This window comes from Komagataeibacter europaeus, assembly GCF_002173515.1.
GTDB classification, from domain to species: Bacteria; Pseudomonadota; Alphaproteobacteria; order Acetobacterales; family Acetobacteraceae; genus Komagataeibacter; species Komagataeibacter europaeus.
This window is the reverse complement of record NZ_CP021467.1, coordinates 572,454-590,747: the sequence shown is the minus strand read 5'-3', so window position 1 is coordinate 590,747 and position 18,294 is coordinate 572,454. Positions and strand designations below refer to the sequence as shown.

Sequence of the window (18,294 nt, the reverse complement as noted above, 5' to 3'; positions counted from 1 at the left end):
TAGGTTTCCTTCATTTCCATATTCACGATGCCGGTCGGGCGCTAACGTGGTGTCCATAGTCAACGCAGCCAACTGGAGAAAACCCGATGATTGAAGTTCGCCCCTTTGGCCAGCTGGGCCATGCCGACCATGGCTGGCTGGATGCACGCCACCATTTCTCGTTCGCGCATTACCATGACCCCGACCGCATGAACTGGGGCGCGCTGCGGGTGTGGAATGACGACATGATCGCCCCCGGCACCGGTTTCGGCACCCACCCGCACCGGGATATGGAAATCATTACCTATATCCGCGAAGGCGCGATCACCCATACCGACAGCCTTGGCAATACCGGGCGGACGGATGCGGGCGATGTGCAGGTGATGTCCGCCGGCACCGGCATCCGCCATGCCGAACACAACCGCGAGGACGTGGCCACCCGCCTGTTCCAGATCTGGATCATGCCTGACCGTGCGGGCCATGCGCCGTCATGGGGCACGCGGTCCTTTCCCAGGGGCGACCGGGCGGGACGGTTCGTGGTCCTTGCCTCGGGCCATGCGGGGGATGATGACGCGCTGCCGATCAACGCCAACGCCCGCGTGCTGGGGGCCACGCTGAAGAAGGGGCAGGTTGTCGATTACCCGCTGGGCGCGGACCGGCTTGGTTACCTGGTGCCCGCACGCGGCAGTGTGGAAATCGAGGGCACGACGGTACACGAACGCGACGGCGCCGCCATTTCCGCCACCGAGACGCTACGTGTACGCGCGCTGGAGGACAGTGAAATCGTGCTGGTCGATACCGCCACGTGATCAGATAGGAAGAAGAGGCCAGCAATCCGGCGCATCACCGCTGACAGATTTTGATATAAACGACGTTTCCATCATGCCGTCCCCCTGCCCTGCCGTGGCCATGCATGTGCCATGGCCCCGCAGGGGGCCGGAAACAGCGATTCATTATAAACCGGCATGGTACATGACGCTTTTTTCCACGTGCCGGACGCTGATACACGCGTCACAGCCATGCAGTTTGCGGCTACCTGACAATGTGACGACATGTAACAAACCCTCTCCGTTTCTGGAGAGAATGTAATGAAAAAGGTTCTGGCCCTGTCGGGTCTTGCAGTACTGGCCGGGTGCGCTTCCAGCCCGAAGGATGTCAAGCCCACCTATATCCCTGATACCGCCTATTCCAGCATGGACTGCCAGCAGCTTGGGCAGGAGGAACTGAAGGAGGGCGACACGCTGGAAGCCCTGACCAACAAGCAGCGCCGGGCGCACAAGACCGATACGTGGGGCGTGCTGGCGCTGGGCGTGCCGCTGTCTGAAATGACCGGGTCGGACGTGGCCGGCGTTCTGGCACGCGAAAAGGGCAAGATGGAAGCCATCCAGCGCATGCAGATCGCAAAATCATGCCCCGGGGCCGGTGTGGCCGTCGTGCCGGCGACACTGGATTGATCCCTGCCCCCTTTCCCATCGCGCCGCGCATGACCTGATACATGTCATGCGCACCGGATGGAAACAGGGCTTTTTCCGGCCGCATTTCCATGATTGGCTGGATGGCATGATCCGGATGGAAAAAAGATGGCAGGACATGACGGGCGGAAGCCTGCCGGCCACCATGGCGGGCAGGCATGGTCATGTATGCCAACCCTGTCGTCCGCATGTGTTTACTCCGGACAGACAACAGGTCAACATGCGTCCGCCCCGTCATAGCTGTGAGAGAAATACATGAAAATAGCCCAGTGGATGAAGGAGTCCGGTGTTGCCTTCGGCACCAGCGGCGCGCGTGGCCTTGTGACCGCCATGACGGATTCCGTCTGCTTCGCCTATACGGTGGGCTATCTCAGGCATCTGGCCAGCCTGGGTGAATTCGCGCCCGGCACGCCGGTCGCGGTGGCAGGCGACCTGCGCCCCAGCACGCCACACATCCTGCGGGCCTGTGTCGCGGCCATTACCTATATGGAGGGTGTGCCGGTTTTCTGCGGGTTCGTACCGACACCGGCGCTGTGCCTGCATGCGTTCACGCTTGGTATCCCCTCCCTCATGGTGACGGGCAGCCATATCCCGGCTGATCGCAATGGCATCAAGTTCAACCGCGCGCGTGGCGAATTCCTCAAGACCGACGAAGCCGCCATGCGGGAGGAGGACGTGACCCTGCCCGATGGCTGGTTTGACACGACCGGGGCGCTGGTGCGCGATATCGTCCTGCCGGTCATAACCGATGTCGTTCCGGGCTTTGTCGCCCGTTACCGTGATTTCTTTGGCCCCGATGCCCTGTCCGGCCTGAAACTGGGCATTTACCAGCATTCCGCCGTGGGGCGTGACGTGATGGTGGAAATTGTCGAGGCACTGGGCGGCACCGCCGTGCCACTGGGCCGCATGGACACGTTCATTCCCGTCGATACCGAGGCCGTGCGCCCCGAAGATGCCGCCCTGGCCCGCGAATGGGCCAGCGACGGCACGCTGGACGCCATCCTGACCACCGATGGCGATTCCGACCGCCCCCTGCTGGCGGACCGGCATGGCAACTGGCTGCGGGGGGATGTGCTGGGGATCATTGCCGCGCGTTTCCTTGGCGCCGCCGCCGTGACAACGCCGGTCAGCAGCAACACCGCGCTGGAACAGGCCGGTTTTGCCCGTGACATACGGCGCACCCGCATCGGCTCCCCCTTTGTCGTCGCGGCCATGACCGACGCGGCTAAAGCAGGGCTGCTGCCCTCCGTCGGGTATGAAGCCAATGGCGGCTTCCTGCTGGCCAGTGACGTGACACGGGGCGCGCTCACCCTTGCGGCCCTGCCCACGCGGGATTCCATCCTGCCCATGATCTGCGCCCTTGTCGCGGCACGGCAGCAGGGGGTGGATCTGGCGGGGCTTGTGGCCGCCCTGCCCCGGCGCTTCACACTCAGTGACCGGCTGAAGGAAATGCCGACAGCGCAGAGCCAGGCACGGATTGCCGCACTCCGTCAGGATCCGGCAAACGGGGCCGCCGCACTGGGCCTGCAGGATGCCTGCGGCGGGCTTGCGCATGTCGATGAAACGGACGGCCTGCGCATGACGTTCGAAAACGGGGAAATCGTGCACCTGCGCCCCTCCGGCAATGCGCCGGAACTGCGGGTCTATGTGGAGGGCGACAGCCCCGAACGCACGGCGGAACTGCTGAAAACCGGCATGGACGGCGTCAGCACATGGCGCGATACGCCGTAACCCGGCAACCGATCGCATCCATCCTGAACCGCGGGGGGGCATATCGCCTTTCTTCCCCCGTCAAACCTTCCCCCTGTGCCGGCGTTGCAAAGGCGCGGCATCAGGGGGCCAGTCATGCACCATATTTCCCGGATAGTCATGGCCTGTGCCATCATCATCTGCCTTGCGGGATGCCGTGACCCGCACCGGGACCATCCGGTGTACTGGCATGAAGACCAGCAACGCGGCAAACATCATCCGCAGGATGTCCGTGGTGCATATTAATGGTCAGCCCGGCAATCATGAGAACGTTTCCGGCAAGGCTTTTCCAGGCAGGCGCTGATTGCGGCGCCATCGGCCATTCATGCGATATGTCGCCATGAATGGCCTGACATGCGGGATTTTTACCCTGCACCTGACACGGACAGCATGGTGCGGAAGCCGGTTGTCTTGGGCCGGCCTTTGCGGCATGAGGGGGGCATATCAGAATTCCATTCCCGTCCATCAGCAGGTTTCCCATGTCCGAGCATACCCCCATTGGCCTTGACAACGCAGCCGCCCCCGTCCGGGCGCTGACCCATTCGGGGAATTTCCACGTTGATGAAACACTGGGATATGTCATCCTTCACTACGCCCTTGCGCCCAAAGGTGACCTGCGCGCCCGCGTTCTGGGTGACGGACCTGCCGACCGGCTGGAATTCATCCGTTCACGTTCCCCCGACCGGATCGCAGCATCCGATATCGTGTTTGACGTAGGCGGCCAGTATGACCCGGCAAAGGGCCGTTATGACCATCACATGAAGGACAAGCCCCTGCGTGATGACGGAACGCCTTACAGCGCCGCAGGCCTGCTGTGGAAGGATTACGGGGTCGCCGCCATCCGCAATATCGTGCAGACGCAGGTGGATGAAGCGGACATTGCCGCCATATGGCAGGCCCTGGACAGGTCACTGGTCCTGCCGATTGACGAGGACGACAATGGCGTCGTGAAAATGGGCAGGCTGTCGCTGGCCGATATCGTATCGTCCTGCCGTCCGGCATGGGACACCACCGAACTGTATGGCCCGGAGGAAGCACGGCGGCGCGAGACGCTGGGCTTCGCCAATGCCGCGACGACCGTGGCCTCCCATCTGGTCAATGCGGTGGACCGCGTGCGCGCCAGCCTGAAGGCCGCCCACCGGGTCATGGCCGCCTATGAAGCCGCCGAAGACAAGCGCATCCTGCTGATGGATACGGGCATGCCGACCGAGAAGGTCATTTTCGAAAATGACCTGCCCGTCGTCTATGTTGTCTCCCCTGCCGCCCCCGACCGCTGGAACGTCAAGGCGGTGCCACCCGTGCGCGGCGATTTCGGGCAGCGTGTCTCCCTGCCTGAAGCATGGCGTGGACTGGATGGGGAAAAACTGGCCCGGGTATGCGGCGTGCCTGACGCGGTATTCGCCCATCCCGCGCGCTTCATCTGTGGCGCGGGCAGCAAGGAAGGGGCGCTGCAGATGGCGCGCCTGGCGCTGAAGATCAATGATGAACTGGAACAGGCCGGGGACTGATCCCGCCCGTACCCGTCCGCTGTCAGGCTGATACGGCATGCGGCGCGGCCTGACGGGGCAGATGCCGCAAACGTGATGGGTCATCAGGATCATCCCCCGCCTGCGGGCCTGTCCCGCCCCTGTTAAGGCGACCCGTGCCTGCCTACATCGCCTTCATCGGGTGGTTTTCCACCACCCGGACCAGGAGGTCGCCATGGACAGGGGAACCCGCTACCGCACCAATCCCGATGTCATCGATATGGTTGGCATTGGCATGGTCCTGCTTACGCTCGCACTATGGCTGTCGTTTATCTTCATATGACGGTCCAGCCAGATGGACCCGACTGCTTCTGACGGAGGCTGCAATGTGGATACACCTGCGCCGCCAGCGCCTTGCTGGCACAGCACCGACCGGACGTCTTTCACGATGGGATATTGCGGGACCGGCACTGATCGCCGCCGCATTCGCCCTTTCAACGGCCATGATATTCCTGTTCTGAAACACCACGCCCGCACCATGAAAGCCCGGCACATTGTGGCCGGGCTTTTTCATCTCCCCGCCCCGTCGCCGCATGGCGTGTGCGGGGCATACCTCCCCTGATTGGCGCCGCAGGCAGGGCTGGGTTAAGTTCATGCCCCTGAGCCCGGAGAGGAAGATCACATCATGGACACCAAGACCATTGCCGAAGCCTACTTCACGCTGGGCACCCACATTGAGGACAGCCAGGCCCGCGTCAGTGATGCGGCCGAAGCACTGGTCCCCCTTGTCAAGCGCGGCGATACGGATGCGGTCAGCGCACTGGACAACCTGCGCAAGGCGGCGGTTTCCATGCAGGCCGAACGGCTGTGGGCGGAATATCTGTGGCAGCTTGCATCGGGCAAGAACCCGGCCCCGCCCGCCGATACCACAACCACGCCGGACCAGCCCCAGCCGCACACGTTCCTTGACAGCCTGCTGGGTGAACTGGCCGACTACATCAGTTACGGAAAATCCTGATCTGATCCATTTTCCGCCCGCCCCGGCCATGGGCCGGGCGGATAGTTTTCGCCTGTTTCCTATGCTGTCCCGACCGGGATGGCACGCACCAGCAGATCCACGATCTTTTCCAGCATGATCCGGTCGGTATCGGAAAAACGCTCGCGCACCGGACTGTCGACATCCAGTACGCCCAGCAGCCGGTCGCCTGCAATGACCGGCACCACGATTTCGGAAGCCGAGGCCGCGTCACAGGCGATATGCCCGGGAAAGGCATGCACGTCGGGCACGATAATTGTCCGCCGTTCCCGCGCCACCGTCCCGCACACCCCTTTGCCATAGGCGATGCGCGTGCAGGCCATGCGCCCCTGAAAGGGCCCCAGCACAAGCTGGCCTTCTTTCCAGATATAAAATCCCGCCCAGTTCAGGTCGGGCAGCGCCTCGAAAATCATGGCCGCGATATTGGCCATGTCCGCGATCATGTCCGGTTCGTTCGCCACGACTGATGCCACGGCGGCAACCAGTTCCTGCGCACCCAGGCGTTTTTGGGGGGCGGTCATCGGTCTTGTCCTTCCTGCACCATATCCGGGAACGAAACACGACGCCCGTTCTCCCATCCCCATGACATAGGCGATATCCGCCCGGCCATACAGACCGCAGACCACCACGGGCAGCCAGCGTCCCGCCCGCCTGATGCAACCTGCCGCCCTGCCGCGGGTTTAATGCGCGGCACATGATGGCCGTAATGGCCCACGGACCGCACCATTTCACACCACCACGTCATTTCACGTCCCGCCAGAAGGATGCCACGAATGTCGTACCGTCCAGTCATCACCCTGCCCGCCATGACGCTGGGCATCCTGTTCGGGGGCGGCATGCTGCCCGCCATGGCGCGCGACATGGCCATGCCCCCTTCCGCGACGCCACAGGCCATGATCGACGCGGCACCGGGCGCGCGACTGGCGGGCTACCTGAATTTCTGCATTGAAAATGGCCTGGCTGACCATGCAGGTGCGACCCCGCTCATGAATACGCTGATCCGTAGCACCGGCGCGGTTCCGCCCGATGAACACGGCAATATGGATTATGCCTATGGCACGGTGGGCGTCCTGCAACCCGGTAGCGGCAACATGCCGCGCATGACTGACCTCGATATCCCGGCGCGACATGATGCCTGTACGCACGCGGTGAAAAAGGCGGGCATGGGCGCATGATGGACGGTTTCCCCTTCCCCGCGCCCGTACGGGCACATCCAGCAATCCACATGACGGAGTCCACGCATGCCCCACAGCATTCCCGCACAGAGCCAGCCCCACCAGCCCGGCATTGAACGCCTGCTTGACCCGCCGGCGGAACATATCCGCGCCGATTACATGGGCAGCGGCAAGCTGAAGGGACGCAGGGCGCTGGTCAGCGGTGGTGACAGTGGCATCGGGCGTGCCGCCGCCGTGCATTTCGCACGTGAAGGGGCCGATGTCGCCATCGTGTACCTGGAGGAGGACGAGGACGCCAACGAAACGGTGCGCCTGATCGAAGCCGAAGGAGGGCGCGCGCTGGCCATACGTGGCGATGTATCGTGCAGCACGGCATGCGATGACGCGGTGGCCCGCACGGTGCGGGCCCTTGGCGGGCTGGATATCGTGGTCAATAACGCCTCCGTCCAGTACGTCAGCAGCGACCTGACCGATATTACGGACGAAACCTGGCAACGTCACATGGACGTGAACATCAATGGCTATTTCTACCTGACCCGCGCGGCCCTGCCGCATCTGGGACCGGACAGCGCGATCATCAACACGTCCTCGGTCAACGCGTTCGCGGGCAATGAATCACTGGTCGCCTATACCACGACCAAGGGGGCGGAAATGGGCTTTACCCGCGCCCTGGCGCTGCAGCTTGCGCCAAGGGGCATACGGGTCAACGCGGTCGCCCCCGGTCCGGTCTGGACACCCCTGCAACCCGCAAGCTGGGGGCCGGTCGACCCGCTGGCCGTGGCCAACCTTGGCAAGGATACGCCCATGGGCCGCATCGGTCAGCCCAGCGAGCTTGGTCCGGCCTATGTCTATCTTGCGGCAAAGGATTCATCATACGTGACCGGACAGACGCTGCACGTGAACGGGGGCATGATCGTCAATGGGTGAAGCCCTGCCCGCGCTGATGGTGCCGGCGTCCTCGTGGTTGCGCCGTTCGCCCCACCGGCGCTGGCTGGACATGCAGGGGCAGCGACTGCTGGATTTTTCCAGGCCATCCCGCGTGGCCTGCGGCTTCGCGGCGCTGGACGACCGGGGCAACCTGCCGCCCGGCGCCAGCGCCGACGCCACGCTGGGGGCACGCATGACCCATGTCTATGCCGTGGCGACGGAGCGTGGGCTGCCCGGTTGCGGACCGCTGGCGGCCCATGGGGTCAACACCCTGCTGGGACCATTGGCGGACCATGAAAATGGCGGATGGTTCCTGACCCCGCCGACCGAGGGGCAACCGCCGGATGCCGGGCGCAAGCAGGCCTACCTGCATGCCTTTGTCGTGCTGGCTGCATCATCGGCTACCGTGGCGGGGATTGCGGGCGGGCGCAGGCTGCTGGACAAGGCGCTTGCGGTCTGGGAACGGCATTTCTGGAGCGAGGAAGAAGGCGTTTTCCGCGAAAGCTTCGCCGCCGACTGGTCGGATGAGGAAGATTACCGGGGCGCCAACGCCAACATGCATTCGCTGGAAGCCTGCATGGCCGTGGCCGATGTGACGGGCGACCCGATCTGGCGCAACCGGGGCCTGCGCGTGGCCGAACGCTTCATCCATACACTGGCGCGCGATGCGGGTTACAGCCTGCCGGAACACTACGACCGCAACTGGCGACGGCTGGACGACTACAACCGTGACCACCCTGCTGACCCGCTACGCCCCTATGGCATGACGCCGGGCCATTTCACGGAATGGGCGCACCTGCTGCTGAAGCTGGAAGCCGCATTGCTGCGCGCCGATGGCCGTGCGCCCGCATGGCTGCTGGAAGACGCCACCGAGATGTTCCACAACGGCATGACGGCAGGATGGGCGCGTGATGGCGCGCCGGGGCTGATCTATACGATCGACTGGAACCATGAACCCGTGGTCCATAACCGTCCCCACTGGTGCCAGGCGGAGGCCATGACGGCCGCCGCCGCCCTGCTTAAGCGCACGGGCCACCGGCGGTACGAACAGTGGTACCGCACGCTGTGGGATTATATCGACACCTTCATGATCGACCGCAGGCATGGCGGGTGGATACAGGAACTGGACCGCGACAACCGGCCATCCGCCGTGGTGTATGAAGGCAAGGCCGACCTGTACCATGCATGGCAGGCGACCATGACCCCGCTCCTGCCACTTGCGCCCAGCTTCGCCACCGCTGTCGCCCTGCTGGAAAATCATGGCATGGCGCGTGATACGCCTGAAATCCCGAATTATTTTGGCACATCCCAAAAACAATAGAAGTTTCCGGGTGCCGCATTTTTTCAAAAAAGTAGCGTTCTTCGAAGCTTTTTGAAAAAAGCTTCACCAAAAACTTCTTTATGATTGCTGAATGTTTTCCGGGCCAACTTTTCAGACAGTCTGCAGACCCGCCTGCGCCCGAAAGGGTCAGGCCCGTCCGCTGCAACCACGGGAATTGTGGCGACTGTTCCGGGCGCACGTCGCCCTTGTCCATCATGGAACATGGTTCTCCCGCCCGTCATGCCCGACCGGCCGGCAAAATCGGATAAAACATGGCCCGGGTCGTGACAGCCCCTTCGCAAGCGGGGGATATGATGCCACCCTGCATTCGTGTCCTGACCCAAGTTTCTGAGTGCCATACCATCATGTCCGCCCAGACCCAGCCCGCATCCCCCGGCCCATGGCGGCAGGCCGCGCGCAACCTTGTGCGCACCCCGTCGGCCATGGTGGCGCTGGCCGTACTGGTGGCGGTGACCACTGCGTGCCTGCTGGCCCCGTTCTACGCCCACGCCATTGCCCGGACCAACCCGTTCCAGTCCACCGTGGCGGGCACCATCATGCTGGACGGACGGGACGTGGACATCATGCAGCCCAATGACAATCCGCTGCACCTTGGCCTCAGCCCCATCGGGCCGACATGGCGCACGACCTACATGCTGGGGGCCGACAGCCAGGGGCGCGACGTGATGGCGCGCCTGCTGTATGGCGGCCGCAATTCACTGCTGATCTCGGCCGGGGCGGCCATCACGTGCCTGCTGCTGGCGGCGGGCGTGGGGATTGTCGCGGGGTTTTTCGGCGGGATCGTCGATACTGTCCTGTCCCGGATCATGGACATCATGTGGGCCGTGCCGGTCTATCTGTTCGCCATATCGCTTTCCATTGTCATGGTCAGCCAGCAGGTGCGCCTTGGCCCGTTCGTGCTGCGGGCGGACAGCCTGTTCATTCCCGTCATGATCATCGCGCTGGTTTACGTGCCCTATGCCGCGCGCCCGATACGCGGGCGGGTCATGGCGTTGCGGCGGGCGGAATTCGTGACGGCCGCGCGCTGTCTGGGTGTGCCGGGATGGCGGATCATGCTGCGCGATATCGTGCCCAATGTCATGACCACGCTGGTCACGCTCGGCCCGCTGCTGATGGCGCTGGCGCTGCTGGCGGAAAGTGCGCTGTCCTTCCTCTCGCTCGGGGTGCAGGCGCCACAGCCTTCGTGGGGAACCATCATCCAGGATGGCGAGGGCCTGATCTATACCCGGCCCATGGTGGCCGTGGCGCCCGGGATTGCGATCGTGACCGTGGTGCTGGCGCTCAATATCCTTGGTGACGGACTGCGTGATGCGCTGGACGTGCGTGACGGGGGGCGGCGTTCATGACCGGCCTGCTGCGCCGCGCGGGCCAGACGCTGCTGGTGCTGTTTGGCGTGTCGGTCCTTGTGTTCGGCATCTTTTTCGCAACACCCGGCGCGGACCCGACCGCGCGCATTGCCGGACGGAACGCATCGCCACAGACCATGGAAAAGGTGCGCCATGAATACGGCTTCGACCGCCCGCTGCCGGTGCAGTACGCGATCATGATGAAGAAGCTGTTCATCACCCGCGACCTTGCATCCTATGCCAACCGCGGCGAACGGGTGGTGCCCGAGATCATGCAGGCAGCCCCCGTCACGGCATGCCTGGTCTGCGGGGCGGCGTTCATCTGGGTGACGGTATCCATCGCCATGGGCACGGTGGCCGCCGCCATGAAGGATACATGGGTGGACCGAGGGCTGATGATGCTGGGGCTGGTGGGGATTTCCATTCCCGTGTTCTGGCTGGGGGAAGTCGCCAACCTGATCACCCAGAACCGCTATCACGACACATGGCTGTTTTCATGGGTGCCGGGGCTGGGCTACATACCCTTCAGCCAGTGCCCGCTGGGGTGGTTCCGCGCACTGGTCATTCCGTGGGTCGTGCTGGCGATCATGTTCATCGGCATATACAGCCGCGTGCTACGCACCGACCTTGTCACCCTGGCGGGGGAGGACTTCATGCGCACGGCGCGCGCCAAGGGCCTGTCACCCGCGCGCGTGCTGCTGTGGCACGGGCTGCGCACGTCCATGGTTACATTCGTCTCCCTGTTCGGGATGGATTTCGCGCAGCTGGCGGGCGGTGGCGCGCTGCTGACGGAAGTGGTGTTCGGCCTGCCGGGCGTCGGTCGCCTGACCTATCGCGCGCTGACCACGCTGGACCTGCCGGTCATCATGGCCACCGTCATGTATTCCGCCGTGTTCGTGGTGCTGGCCAACGCGGCGGTGGATGTGATCTACCTGTTCCTTGACCCGAGGGTGCGTGATGCCCGCTGACCGCCCCGCCCCGCTTCTGGACGTCCGTGACCTGTGTGTCGGCTTTCCCGCGCGCGGGCGCATGGTGCCGATTGTCGAGCACGTCTCCTTCAGCCTGCCGGAGGCCGGGATACTGGGGCTGGTGGGGGAATCCGGGTCCGGCAAGTCCGTCACCGCCATGGCGATCATGGGCCTGATTGACACGCCGGGGGTGCGGGTCAGCGGGTCGGTGCGCTTTCGCGGGCGGGAACTGGTCGGGCTGCCGCCACGGCAGATGCGCCGCCTGCGCGGGCGCGACATCGCCATGATCTTCCAGGACCCGATGACGGCGTTCACCCCCGTCTATACCATCGGCTGGCAGATTGATGAACAGATCCGCGCCCATGAACGCGTCTCCCGCACGCAGGCACGGGCGCGTACGGTGCGGATACTGGGTGAAATGGGCGTGCCCGACCCCGAACGCATGGCGCGACGCTATCCCCACCAGTTATCGGGCGGCCTGCGGCAGCGCGCGATGATCGCCATGGCGCTGTCATGCAACCCCACGCTGCTGATCGCCGATGAACCGACAACCGCGCTGGACGTGACGGTGCAGGCACAGATCCTTGACCTGATCCGTTCGCTGCGCGCAACACATGGATCGTCCGTGCTGCTGATTACACATGACATGGGCGTCGTGGCCCAGACCTGTGACAGCACGCTGGTGCTGTATTCCGGCAGGGTGGCGGAAACCGGGCCATCGGGCCGGGTCTTTGACCATCCCGGCCACCCCTATACCGCCGCCCTGCTGGATTCCATCCCGCCGCTCTATGGTCCACGGCCCGATCGCCTGCCTGCCATTGCCGGTGCGCCGCCCGTGCCCGCGGACCGCCCGCCCGGCTGCGCCTTCGGCCCACGCTGCGCGCATGTCCATGCCACCTGCACCGCAGCCCCGCCCGCGCTGGTGCCGCTTGGCCCCGGCCATGCGGCCGCCTGCGTGCTGCCAGCCGAGGGCACGCCCCTGCCGCCGCGCACGGTTGCCCGTGGGGACGCATGCCCATGAACGATACACCGGCCCCTGCCCCGTTGATGGTGGTGCGCAACCTGTCCAAGACCTACCACGTGGGGCATGGGCGGCATCTGGTGGCGGTGGACGGCATATCCCTGTCGGTCATGCCGGGCGAGATGCTGGGACTGGTGGGAGAGTCCGGCTGCGGCAAGTCAACGCTGGGACGATGCATGCTGCGGCTGACGGACATATCGGCGGGACAGATAGTGTTTGAAGGCCGCGACATCACCACCCTGCCTGAACGCCGCCTGCGCCCGCTGCGGCCCCGCATGCAGATGGTGTTTCAGGATTCCAGCGCCTGCCTGAACCCGCGCCGCCGTATCGGGGACCTGCTGGCCGAACCCCTGCGCGTCCATCGCGGCCCGGATGGGCGCAGGCGGTCGGCTGTGGACATTGAACGGCGCGTACGTGACCTCATGGATCTGGTCGGCCTGCCTGCCGCTGCACTGGCGCGGTATCCGCATGAATTTTCCGGCGGCCAGCGCCAGCGCATCAATATTGCCCGCGCGCTTGCGCTGTCCCCCCGCCTGGTGGTGGCGGATGAGCCGGTTTCCGCGCTGGATGTGTCGGTGCAGGCCCAGATCGTCAACCTGTTTGCCGACCTGCAGGCACGGCTGGGCCTGACCTACGTGTTCGTGGCGCATGACCTTGCGGTGGTCAGGCAGGTCTCGACCCGCGTGGCCGTCATGTATCTGGGCGCGATTGTTGAAATCGGGGCGACGGATGACGTGCTGCACCGCTCCGCCCATCCCTATACCGCGGCCCTGACCGCCGCCGTGCCCCGCCCCGTGGTGGGTGCCACGCCCCCGCCGCCGCTGGGGGGTGACATACCCAGCCCCGTCAACCGCCCGGCCGGATGCCGCTTCCATACGCGCTGTCCATATGTGCAGGACCGCTGCCGGGCGGAGACGCCCGCCCTGCATTTCATCCGCCCCGGCCACGAAGCGGCGTGCCATTTCCCGCTTGCGCCCCATCGTGACGGATCCGTTGATGAATAATAAGAGTTTTTGGGCACCGCCTGTTTTCAAAAAGGCAGCGTCCTTCGAAACTTTTGATAATTCACGACGCGTCTGACCAAGACCACAGGTCACGTCCCCGGCCCTGGCATGGCGTGCGGGGGTATGATGTGCCATCGTGCCGGGGTCATGACCGTATCGGGGGGATCCCATTTTCATGCCTGCCAGCACCAGCCTGCCTGAACTGCTCCTTGCCGTACGGCGCGGCCAGTTGCCACCGCCCGCCAGCGTGGACGGGGCATTGGTACCCGCCACGGAGGCAGAAGCCTATGCCGTGCAGGATACGGTGGGACGATCCCTGGGCCCGGTTGGCGGGTGGAAAGTAGGCGCATCCAGCCCGGATGCCGAACCCGCCTGCGCGCCCATCCATACCGCGACCATTTTCAGTGATGGCGCCACGGTCCCGGCGGATACGTGCCGCCACCTGGGGGTCGAGGCCGAGATCGGCTACCGTTTCGCCCGCGCCCTGCCCCCACGGGCCGCGCCATGGACACGTGACGAGGTACTGGACGCCATTGGCACGGCCCACCCGGTGATCGAGATCCTCGATACCCGCTTCGCCCGGCCCGGATCACTGCATAAACTGCTGCATGCCGCCGACCAGCAGAGCCATGGCGCCATGATCGTAGGCCCCGGCACCACCGCGTGGCGCACGCTTGATCCGGTACGCGAACGCGTGGTGCTGCGGATCAATGGCAAGGTCGCGGTGGATCATATCGGCGGCAACGCGGCAGGCGACCCGTTGCGCATGCTTGTCTGGCTGGCCAATCATGCCGCACGTCGCGGCATGGGCATTGGTGCGGGCTGCGTGGTGACAACCGGTTCCACCACTGGCACCATTTTCGTCGCACACGGCACGGATGTCGAAGCCAGCTTCCCCGCGCTGGGGGCGGTACGCGCCCATCTGGCCTGAGCCCCCTCGCCCCCCGTACGAAAGGTCTGACATGAAGCCCGATATCCTGCTGCTTGAACCCATGATGCCTGAAATCGAGAAACAGCTTGATGCGGCCTATACCGTCCATCGGCCGACAGCCGGTGAACCGTTGGAGAAAATCGCCGGACTGATACGCGGTATCGCGACCGGCGGCGGCACGGGCGTGCCCCGCGCCGTCATGGACAGCCTGCCCCATCTGGAAATCATCGCCATCAACGGCATTGGCACGGACGCCGTTGACCTGAATGAAGCAAAGCGACGCGGCATCCATGTCACCACCACGCCGGGCGTACTGACCGATGACGTGGCGGACATGGCCATGGGCCTGCTGCTGTCGCTGCTGCGCGGGCTGCCGGCGGCGGACCGCTACGTGCGTGATGGCGGATGGGGCCGCAGGCCCGCGCCACCGCTGGGCCACAGGGTATCGGGGCGCAGGCTGGGCATACTGGGCATGGGCCATGTGGGACAGGCCGTGGCGACACGCGCCAGTGCATTCGGCATGCCGGTTTCCTATACCGACCGCCGTGACAAGAACCTGCCCGGTTATACTTTCGTGCCGGAACTGCCGACCCTTGCGCGCAACAGCGATGTACTGGTTGTGGCGGCCTCCGGCGGGGCGGGATCGCGGCATCTGGTCAACCGGCAGGTCCTTGATGCACTGGGGCCGGATGGTGTGCTGGTCAACGTGGCGCGCGGGTCGGTGGTGGATGAAACCGCCCTTGTCGCAGCCCTTGCGGATGGAACACTGAGGGGCGCGGGGCTGGATGTGTTCGAACATGAACCCGACGTGCCCGAGGGGCTGCGGACCTCATCCCGTACCGTGCTGCAGCCCCACCGCGCCAGCGCCACGGTGGAAACCCGGATGGCGATGGGAAAGCTGGTCGTGGAAAATCTTGCTGCCCATTTCGCGGGCAGGCCATTGCTGACGCCGGTGGTCTGAACAGGTTTTCAAAACCGGATTACTGTTTGAAAAGAAATCAAAAATAAAAGTTTTCGGGTGCCGCCTTTTTTCAAAAAGGCAGTGTCTTTCGAAGCATTTTGAAAAAACCTTCGCCAAAAACTTCGTTTTGATCTGAAGGATGCTTCAGGGACTGACGTGTAAACCCGACGATAGCGTGGCCTGCATGGCAGCGGTCAGTTCCAGGGCATGTCGCCGCAGTGCATGGTCATGAATGGGCAGCGCAACCAGAAGCTCATCAGGTTCATGCCGGCCAATGAAATCACGCAGCCGTGGCGTGATGGACTGGAGTGAACCTGCAAACGTACATGACAGGGTCTGGTCCACCATCGCCTGTTCCGCTGGCGACCACAGGCCGGTGGTATCGGTAACGGGCGGGGGAAAGGCAATGGGCCGTCCCCGCCGCAGGGCAATGAAATACTGCTGCAGGGAGGTGGCCAGCAACGCGCCTTCTTCTTCCCTATCCGCCGCAATGATGTTCACGCTCAGCATGACATGGGGCTTGGGGCAACGGTCCGAGGGTTCAAAGCGGGCACGGTAGAGGCTGATCGCCTCCGCCATCTGGCCCGGTGCGAAATGCGAGGCAAAGGCGTATGGCAGGCCAAGCCGCGCCGCCAGCACCGCCGAAAACAGCGACGACCCCAGCAGCCATACTGGCACCCGCAGGCCCGTGCCGGGTATGGCGTGGACCATATGGGTGTCCATGGGGTCGGCCGGTTCAAAATAATGCAGCAGTTCGACTACGTCGGACGCAAAGCGTTCGGGCGCATGCGGGTCGCGACGCAGGGCGCGGGCCGTGCGCTGGTCCGCCCCCGGCGCACGACCGAGACCAAGGTCAATCCGGTCGGGAAACAGGGTTTCCAGCGTACCAAACTGTTCGGCGATCACCAGCGGGGAATGATTGGGCAACATGACGCCGCCCGCGCCAACACGAATGCGCCGTGTCGCCGCCGCCACCTGCCCGATCAGGATGCCCGTGGCAGCCGACGCAATGCCCGGCATGGCATGGTGTTCAGCCAGCCAGTATCGCGCAAACCCGAGATCATCGGCCAGTTGCGCCAGATCCAGCGTATTGCGGAAGGCGTCGCCCGCGGTGCCGCCGCGCGTAATAAGGGAAAGGTCAAGTACGGAAAACGGGATCACGCCATTACCTCAGCACGAATGATACAGCCAGTCAGGAAGATATGGAGCGAAACGGCGTAAAATCCAGTTCGGGGCCTGTTCGGGACAGGTGTTGCATGATCATTCATCAAGGAAAAAAGAAGAAAGGTTTGCCGGATCCCGCCTTTTTTCAAAAAGACGGCGTTTCCAGAAGTTTTTTGCAAAAGGCTTTACCACAAACATCCCTGTAGCAACGCAGGCCGGAAGATCCGGCGCCACGGCATCGGGGCGCAAAACCACCCTATCCAGCGGCACAAGGATGCATGGCGCGACCTGTGCGGTTTTATTTATGGCTTTTCTTGCTTCCGCCTGCCGTACACGCCCATGAATACAGGAACCATCCCCACGATGGCCCGTTGGACCAGCAGGCATTTCGTGGAGTATATCCCATGCTGACCCTTCTTATCATTGCCCTCATCATCTTCGCCATTGGCGGAGGTGGCTATGGTTACCGCTCAGGCTGGTATGGCGGGCCGAGGGGAACCGGCTTCAACGGCCTTGGCCTGTTGCCGATCATCCTGCTGGTCGTCGCCCTTTTTTTGTTGCTGCATACGCCTGGTAACGCGCCGCCGCCATAATGGTAACGGCGCATGGGGTCACGGGCGGCCGTCGCGTGGGGGCCGCCCCGCCCACAGCGCGGCCAGGACTGATCCCGATATGTTGTGCCATACGGAAAATACCGCCCCCGGCAGGGCCGCCAGCGGGGAGAAATACAGCCGCCCCAACGTCGCGGCCAGGCCGGAATTCTGCATGCCGACCTCCAGCGCCAACGTGCGGCATACGCTTTCGTCAAAGCCCAGCAGGCGGCCACCCCAGTACCCACCCAGCAGTCCGATCGCGTTGTGCAGCACCACCCCCAGCAGCACCAGCGGCCCCACCGCCGCAAGCGACGGGCGCACGCCCGTCACGATGCTGCCGATGATCGTCATGATCGACACCATGGCTACCAGCGGCAGCACCGGCTCAACCCGCCGGACCAGACGGGGACAGGCGGTGTTGACCACCACGCCCCCCATGACCGGCAGGGCCACGATTTCGACAATGCTGCGGAACAGTCCCCAGCTATCGACACTGACGCCGGCCGAGACGTAAAACCGTGTCAGCACCGGGGTCGCCACGATACCGACCAGCGTGGACAGCGTGCTGATACTGACAGACAGCGCCACATCCCCGCGTGACAGGTAGATCATGACATTGGACGCCGTGCCGCTGGAAACACAGCCCACCAGCACCATGCCGGTGGCGATCATGGGCGGCATGCCCAGCATATGCGCGATCCCCCATGCCGCCAGCGGCATGACGAGATAGTGCAGCACCACGCCGGCAATGACCGGCAGCGGCCTGCGCGCGATGCGCATGAAATCCCCCGCCGTCAGCGTCACGCCCATGGTGAACATGATGAAGGCGAGCAGTGGCGTTATGGCAGGCGTCAATGCCAGGAACGGCGCGGGAGATGCAATCGCCACGGCCGAGACAAGGACCGCCCATAGCGGAAACAGCCGTGTCAGGGCCACCATGTCATGTTCCGTATATGCGGCATATGTCCACCCTGCGCTTTCCTGCCCGTTCATGCGGGATGCCTGCATACGCATCGATTGGCGATATGGCCAGAGCACGCGACAGGTGGTGGATGATTTTGTGATCCTTCCCCGCATCGCGGCACGCAACCTTCCCCCCGCCGGGCTGTTATCGTGACTGTGCGGCACGGGGTCCCGGCGTGCCCACGTTCCGACATGGG

General features: G+C 64.1%; 20 protein-coding genes. 16 read left to right on the top strand and 4 right to left on the bottom strand.

Annotated elements, in window-relative coordinates:
• The first annotated feature begins 86 nt into the window (after nt 1-86).
• The 6 genes from S101446_RS02540 (at nt 87) to S101446_RS02515 (ending at nt 5,684) form a co-directional block, all read left to right on the top strand.
• Nucleotides 87-788, top strand: coding sequence for a pirin family protein (locus tag S101446_RS02540; RefSeq protein WP_053323052.1), 702 nt, complete (start codon nt 87-89; stop codon nt 786-788).
• 279 nt (nt 789-1,067) lie between these two features.
• Nucleotides 1,068-1,433, top strand: a complete 366-nt coding sequence (locus S101446_RS02535) for a hypothetical protein (RefSeq protein ID WP_019090861.1) — start codon at nt 1,068-1,070, stop codon at nt 1,431-1,433.
• A 291-nt stretch (nt 1,434-1,724) separates the two neighbouring features.
• A complete protein-coding gene (locus S101446_RS02525; RefSeq protein ID WP_087607505.1) occupies nt 1,725-3,182 on the top strand; it encodes a phosphomannomutase in 1,458 nt (485 codons plus the stop codon).
• Nucleotides 3,183-3,679: 497 nt separating this feature from the next.
• On the top strand, nt 3,680-4,708 hold the full coding sequence (locus S101446_RS02520; RefSeq protein ID WP_019085467.1) for an MYG1 family protein: 1,029 nt from the start codon (nt 3,680-3,682) through the stop codon (nt 4,706-4,708).
• A gap of 344 nt (nt 4,709-5,052) precedes the next feature.
• A complete protein-coding gene (locus S101446_RS18585) occupies nt 5,053-5,187 on the top strand; it encodes a hypothetical protein (RefSeq protein WP_010508518.1) in 135 nt (44 codons plus the stop codon).
• 164 nt (nt 5,188-5,351) lie between these two features.
• Nucleotides 5,352-5,684 (top strand): hypothetical protein, encoded by a 333-nt coding sequence (locus tag S101446_RS02515; protein ID WP_087607504.1) that lies wholly within the window; start codon nt 5,352-5,354, stop codon nt 5,682-5,684.
• 59 nt (nt 5,685-5,743) lie between these two features.
• Here S101446_RS02515 and S101446_RS02510 read toward each other — a convergent pair whose 3' ends face one another.
• Entirely contained in the window at nt 5,744-6,223 is a 480-nt protein-coding gene (locus S101446_RS02510; RefSeq protein WP_053323054.1) for a GAF domain-containing protein, read from the bottom strand.
• Between the two features lie 252 nt (nt 6,224-6,475).
• On the opposite strand from S101446_RS02510, the gene S101446_RS02505 reads away from it, so the two are divergent.
• The 9 genes from S101446_RS02505 (at nt 6,476) to S101446_RS02465 (ending at nt 15,377) form a co-directional block, all read left to right on the top strand.
• Nucleotides 6,476-6,877: a hypothetical protein gene (locus tag S101446_RS02505; RefSeq protein WP_053323055.1), complete on the top strand. Its 402-nt coding sequence runs from the start codon at nt 6,476-6,478 to the stop codon at nt 6,875-6,877.
• Between the two features lie 66 nt (nt 6,878-6,943).
• Entirely contained in the window at nt 6,944-7,804 is an 861-nt protein-coding gene (locus S101446_RS02500; protein ID WP_010508514.1) for a glucose 1-dehydrogenase, read from the top strand.
• Entirely contained in the window at nt 7,797-9,125 is a 1,329-nt protein-coding gene (locus S101446_RS02495; protein WP_087607503.1) for an AGE family epimerase/isomerase, read from the top strand. The genes S101446_RS02500 and S101446_RS02495 overlap by 8 nt, the downstream gene beginning before the upstream one ends.
• A 365-nt stretch (nt 9,126-9,490) precedes the next feature.
• Complete coding sequence (locus S101446_RS02490; RefSeq protein WP_048851904.1) at nt 9,491-10,492, top strand: ABC transporter permease; 1,002 nt, start codon at nt 9,491-9,493, stop codon at nt 10,490-10,492.
• Nucleotides 10,489-11,460, top strand: coding sequence for an ABC transporter permease (locus S101446_RS02485; protein ID WP_087607502.1), 972 nt, complete (start codon nt 10,489-10,491; stop codon nt 11,458-11,460). Before S101446_RS02490 ends, S101446_RS02485 begins: the two co-directional genes overlap by 4 nt.
• Complete coding sequence (locus S101446_RS02480) at nt 11,450-12,481, top strand: ABC transporter ATP-binding protein (protein WP_087607501.1); 1,032 nt, start codon at nt 11,450-11,452, stop codon at nt 12,479-12,481. Before S101446_RS02485 ends, S101446_RS02480 begins: the two co-directional genes overlap by 11 nt.
• On the top strand, nt 12,478-13,485 hold the full coding sequence (locus S101446_RS02475) for an ABC transporter ATP-binding protein (RefSeq protein ID WP_167376411.1): 1,008 nt from the start codon (nt 12,478-12,480) through the stop codon (nt 13,483-13,485). The genes S101446_RS02480 and S101446_RS02475 overlap by 4 nt, the downstream gene beginning before the upstream one ends.
• Before the next feature lie 175 nt (nt 13,486-13,660).
• The gene (locus S101446_RS02470) at nt 13,661-14,416 is read left to right on the top strand and encodes a 2-keto-4-pentenoate hydratase (protein WP_087607499.1); all 756 of its coding nucleotides are present in this window, start codon (nt 13,661-13,663) and stop codon (nt 14,414-14,416) included.
• A 31-nt stretch (nt 14,417-14,447) separates the two neighbouring features.
• The gene (locus tag S101446_RS02465; RefSeq protein ID WP_087607498.1) at nt 14,448-15,377 is read left to right on the top strand and encodes a 2-hydroxyacid dehydrogenase; all 930 of its coding nucleotides are present in this window, start codon (nt 14,448-14,450) and stop codon (nt 15,375-15,377) included.
• A 144-nt stretch (nt 15,378-15,521) separates the two neighbouring features.
• On the opposite strand, the gene S101446_RS02460 is transcribed toward S101446_RS02465, so the two are convergent.
• Both S101446_RS02460 and S101446_RS17585 read right to left on the bottom strand, forming a co-directional pair.
• Complete coding sequence (locus S101446_RS02460) at nt 15,522-16,538, bottom strand: LLM class flavin-dependent oxidoreductase (RefSeq protein ID WP_087607497.1); 1,017 nt, start codon at nt 16,536-16,538, stop codon at nt 15,522-15,524.
• A 99-nt stretch (nt 16,539-16,637) separates the two neighbouring features.
• Complete coding sequence (locus S101446_RS17585; RefSeq protein ID WP_157684797.1) at nt 16,638-16,928, bottom strand: hypothetical protein; 291 nt, start codon at nt 16,926-16,928, stop codon at nt 16,638-16,640.
• Between the two features lie 17 nt (nt 16,929-16,945).
• On the opposite strand from S101446_RS17585, the gene S101446_RS02455 reads away from it, so the two are divergent.
• Nucleotides 16,946-17,134 carry a hypothetical protein gene (locus S101446_RS02455; RefSeq protein ID WP_010508502.1) on the top strand — a complete coding sequence of 63 codons (189 nt, stop codon included), beginning with the start codon at nt 16,946-16,948 and terminating at the stop codon, nt 17,132-17,134.
• 18 nt (nt 17,135-17,152) lie between these two features.
• Here S101446_RS02455 and panS read toward each other — a convergent pair whose 3' ends face one another.
• A complete protein-coding gene (gene panS / locus S101446_RS02450) occupies nt 17,153-18,073 on the bottom strand; it encodes a ketopantoate/pantoate/pantothenate transporter PanS (protein ID WP_087608804.1) in 921 nt (306 codons plus the stop codon).
• Between the last annotated feature and the right edge of the window lie 221 nt (nt 18,074-18,294).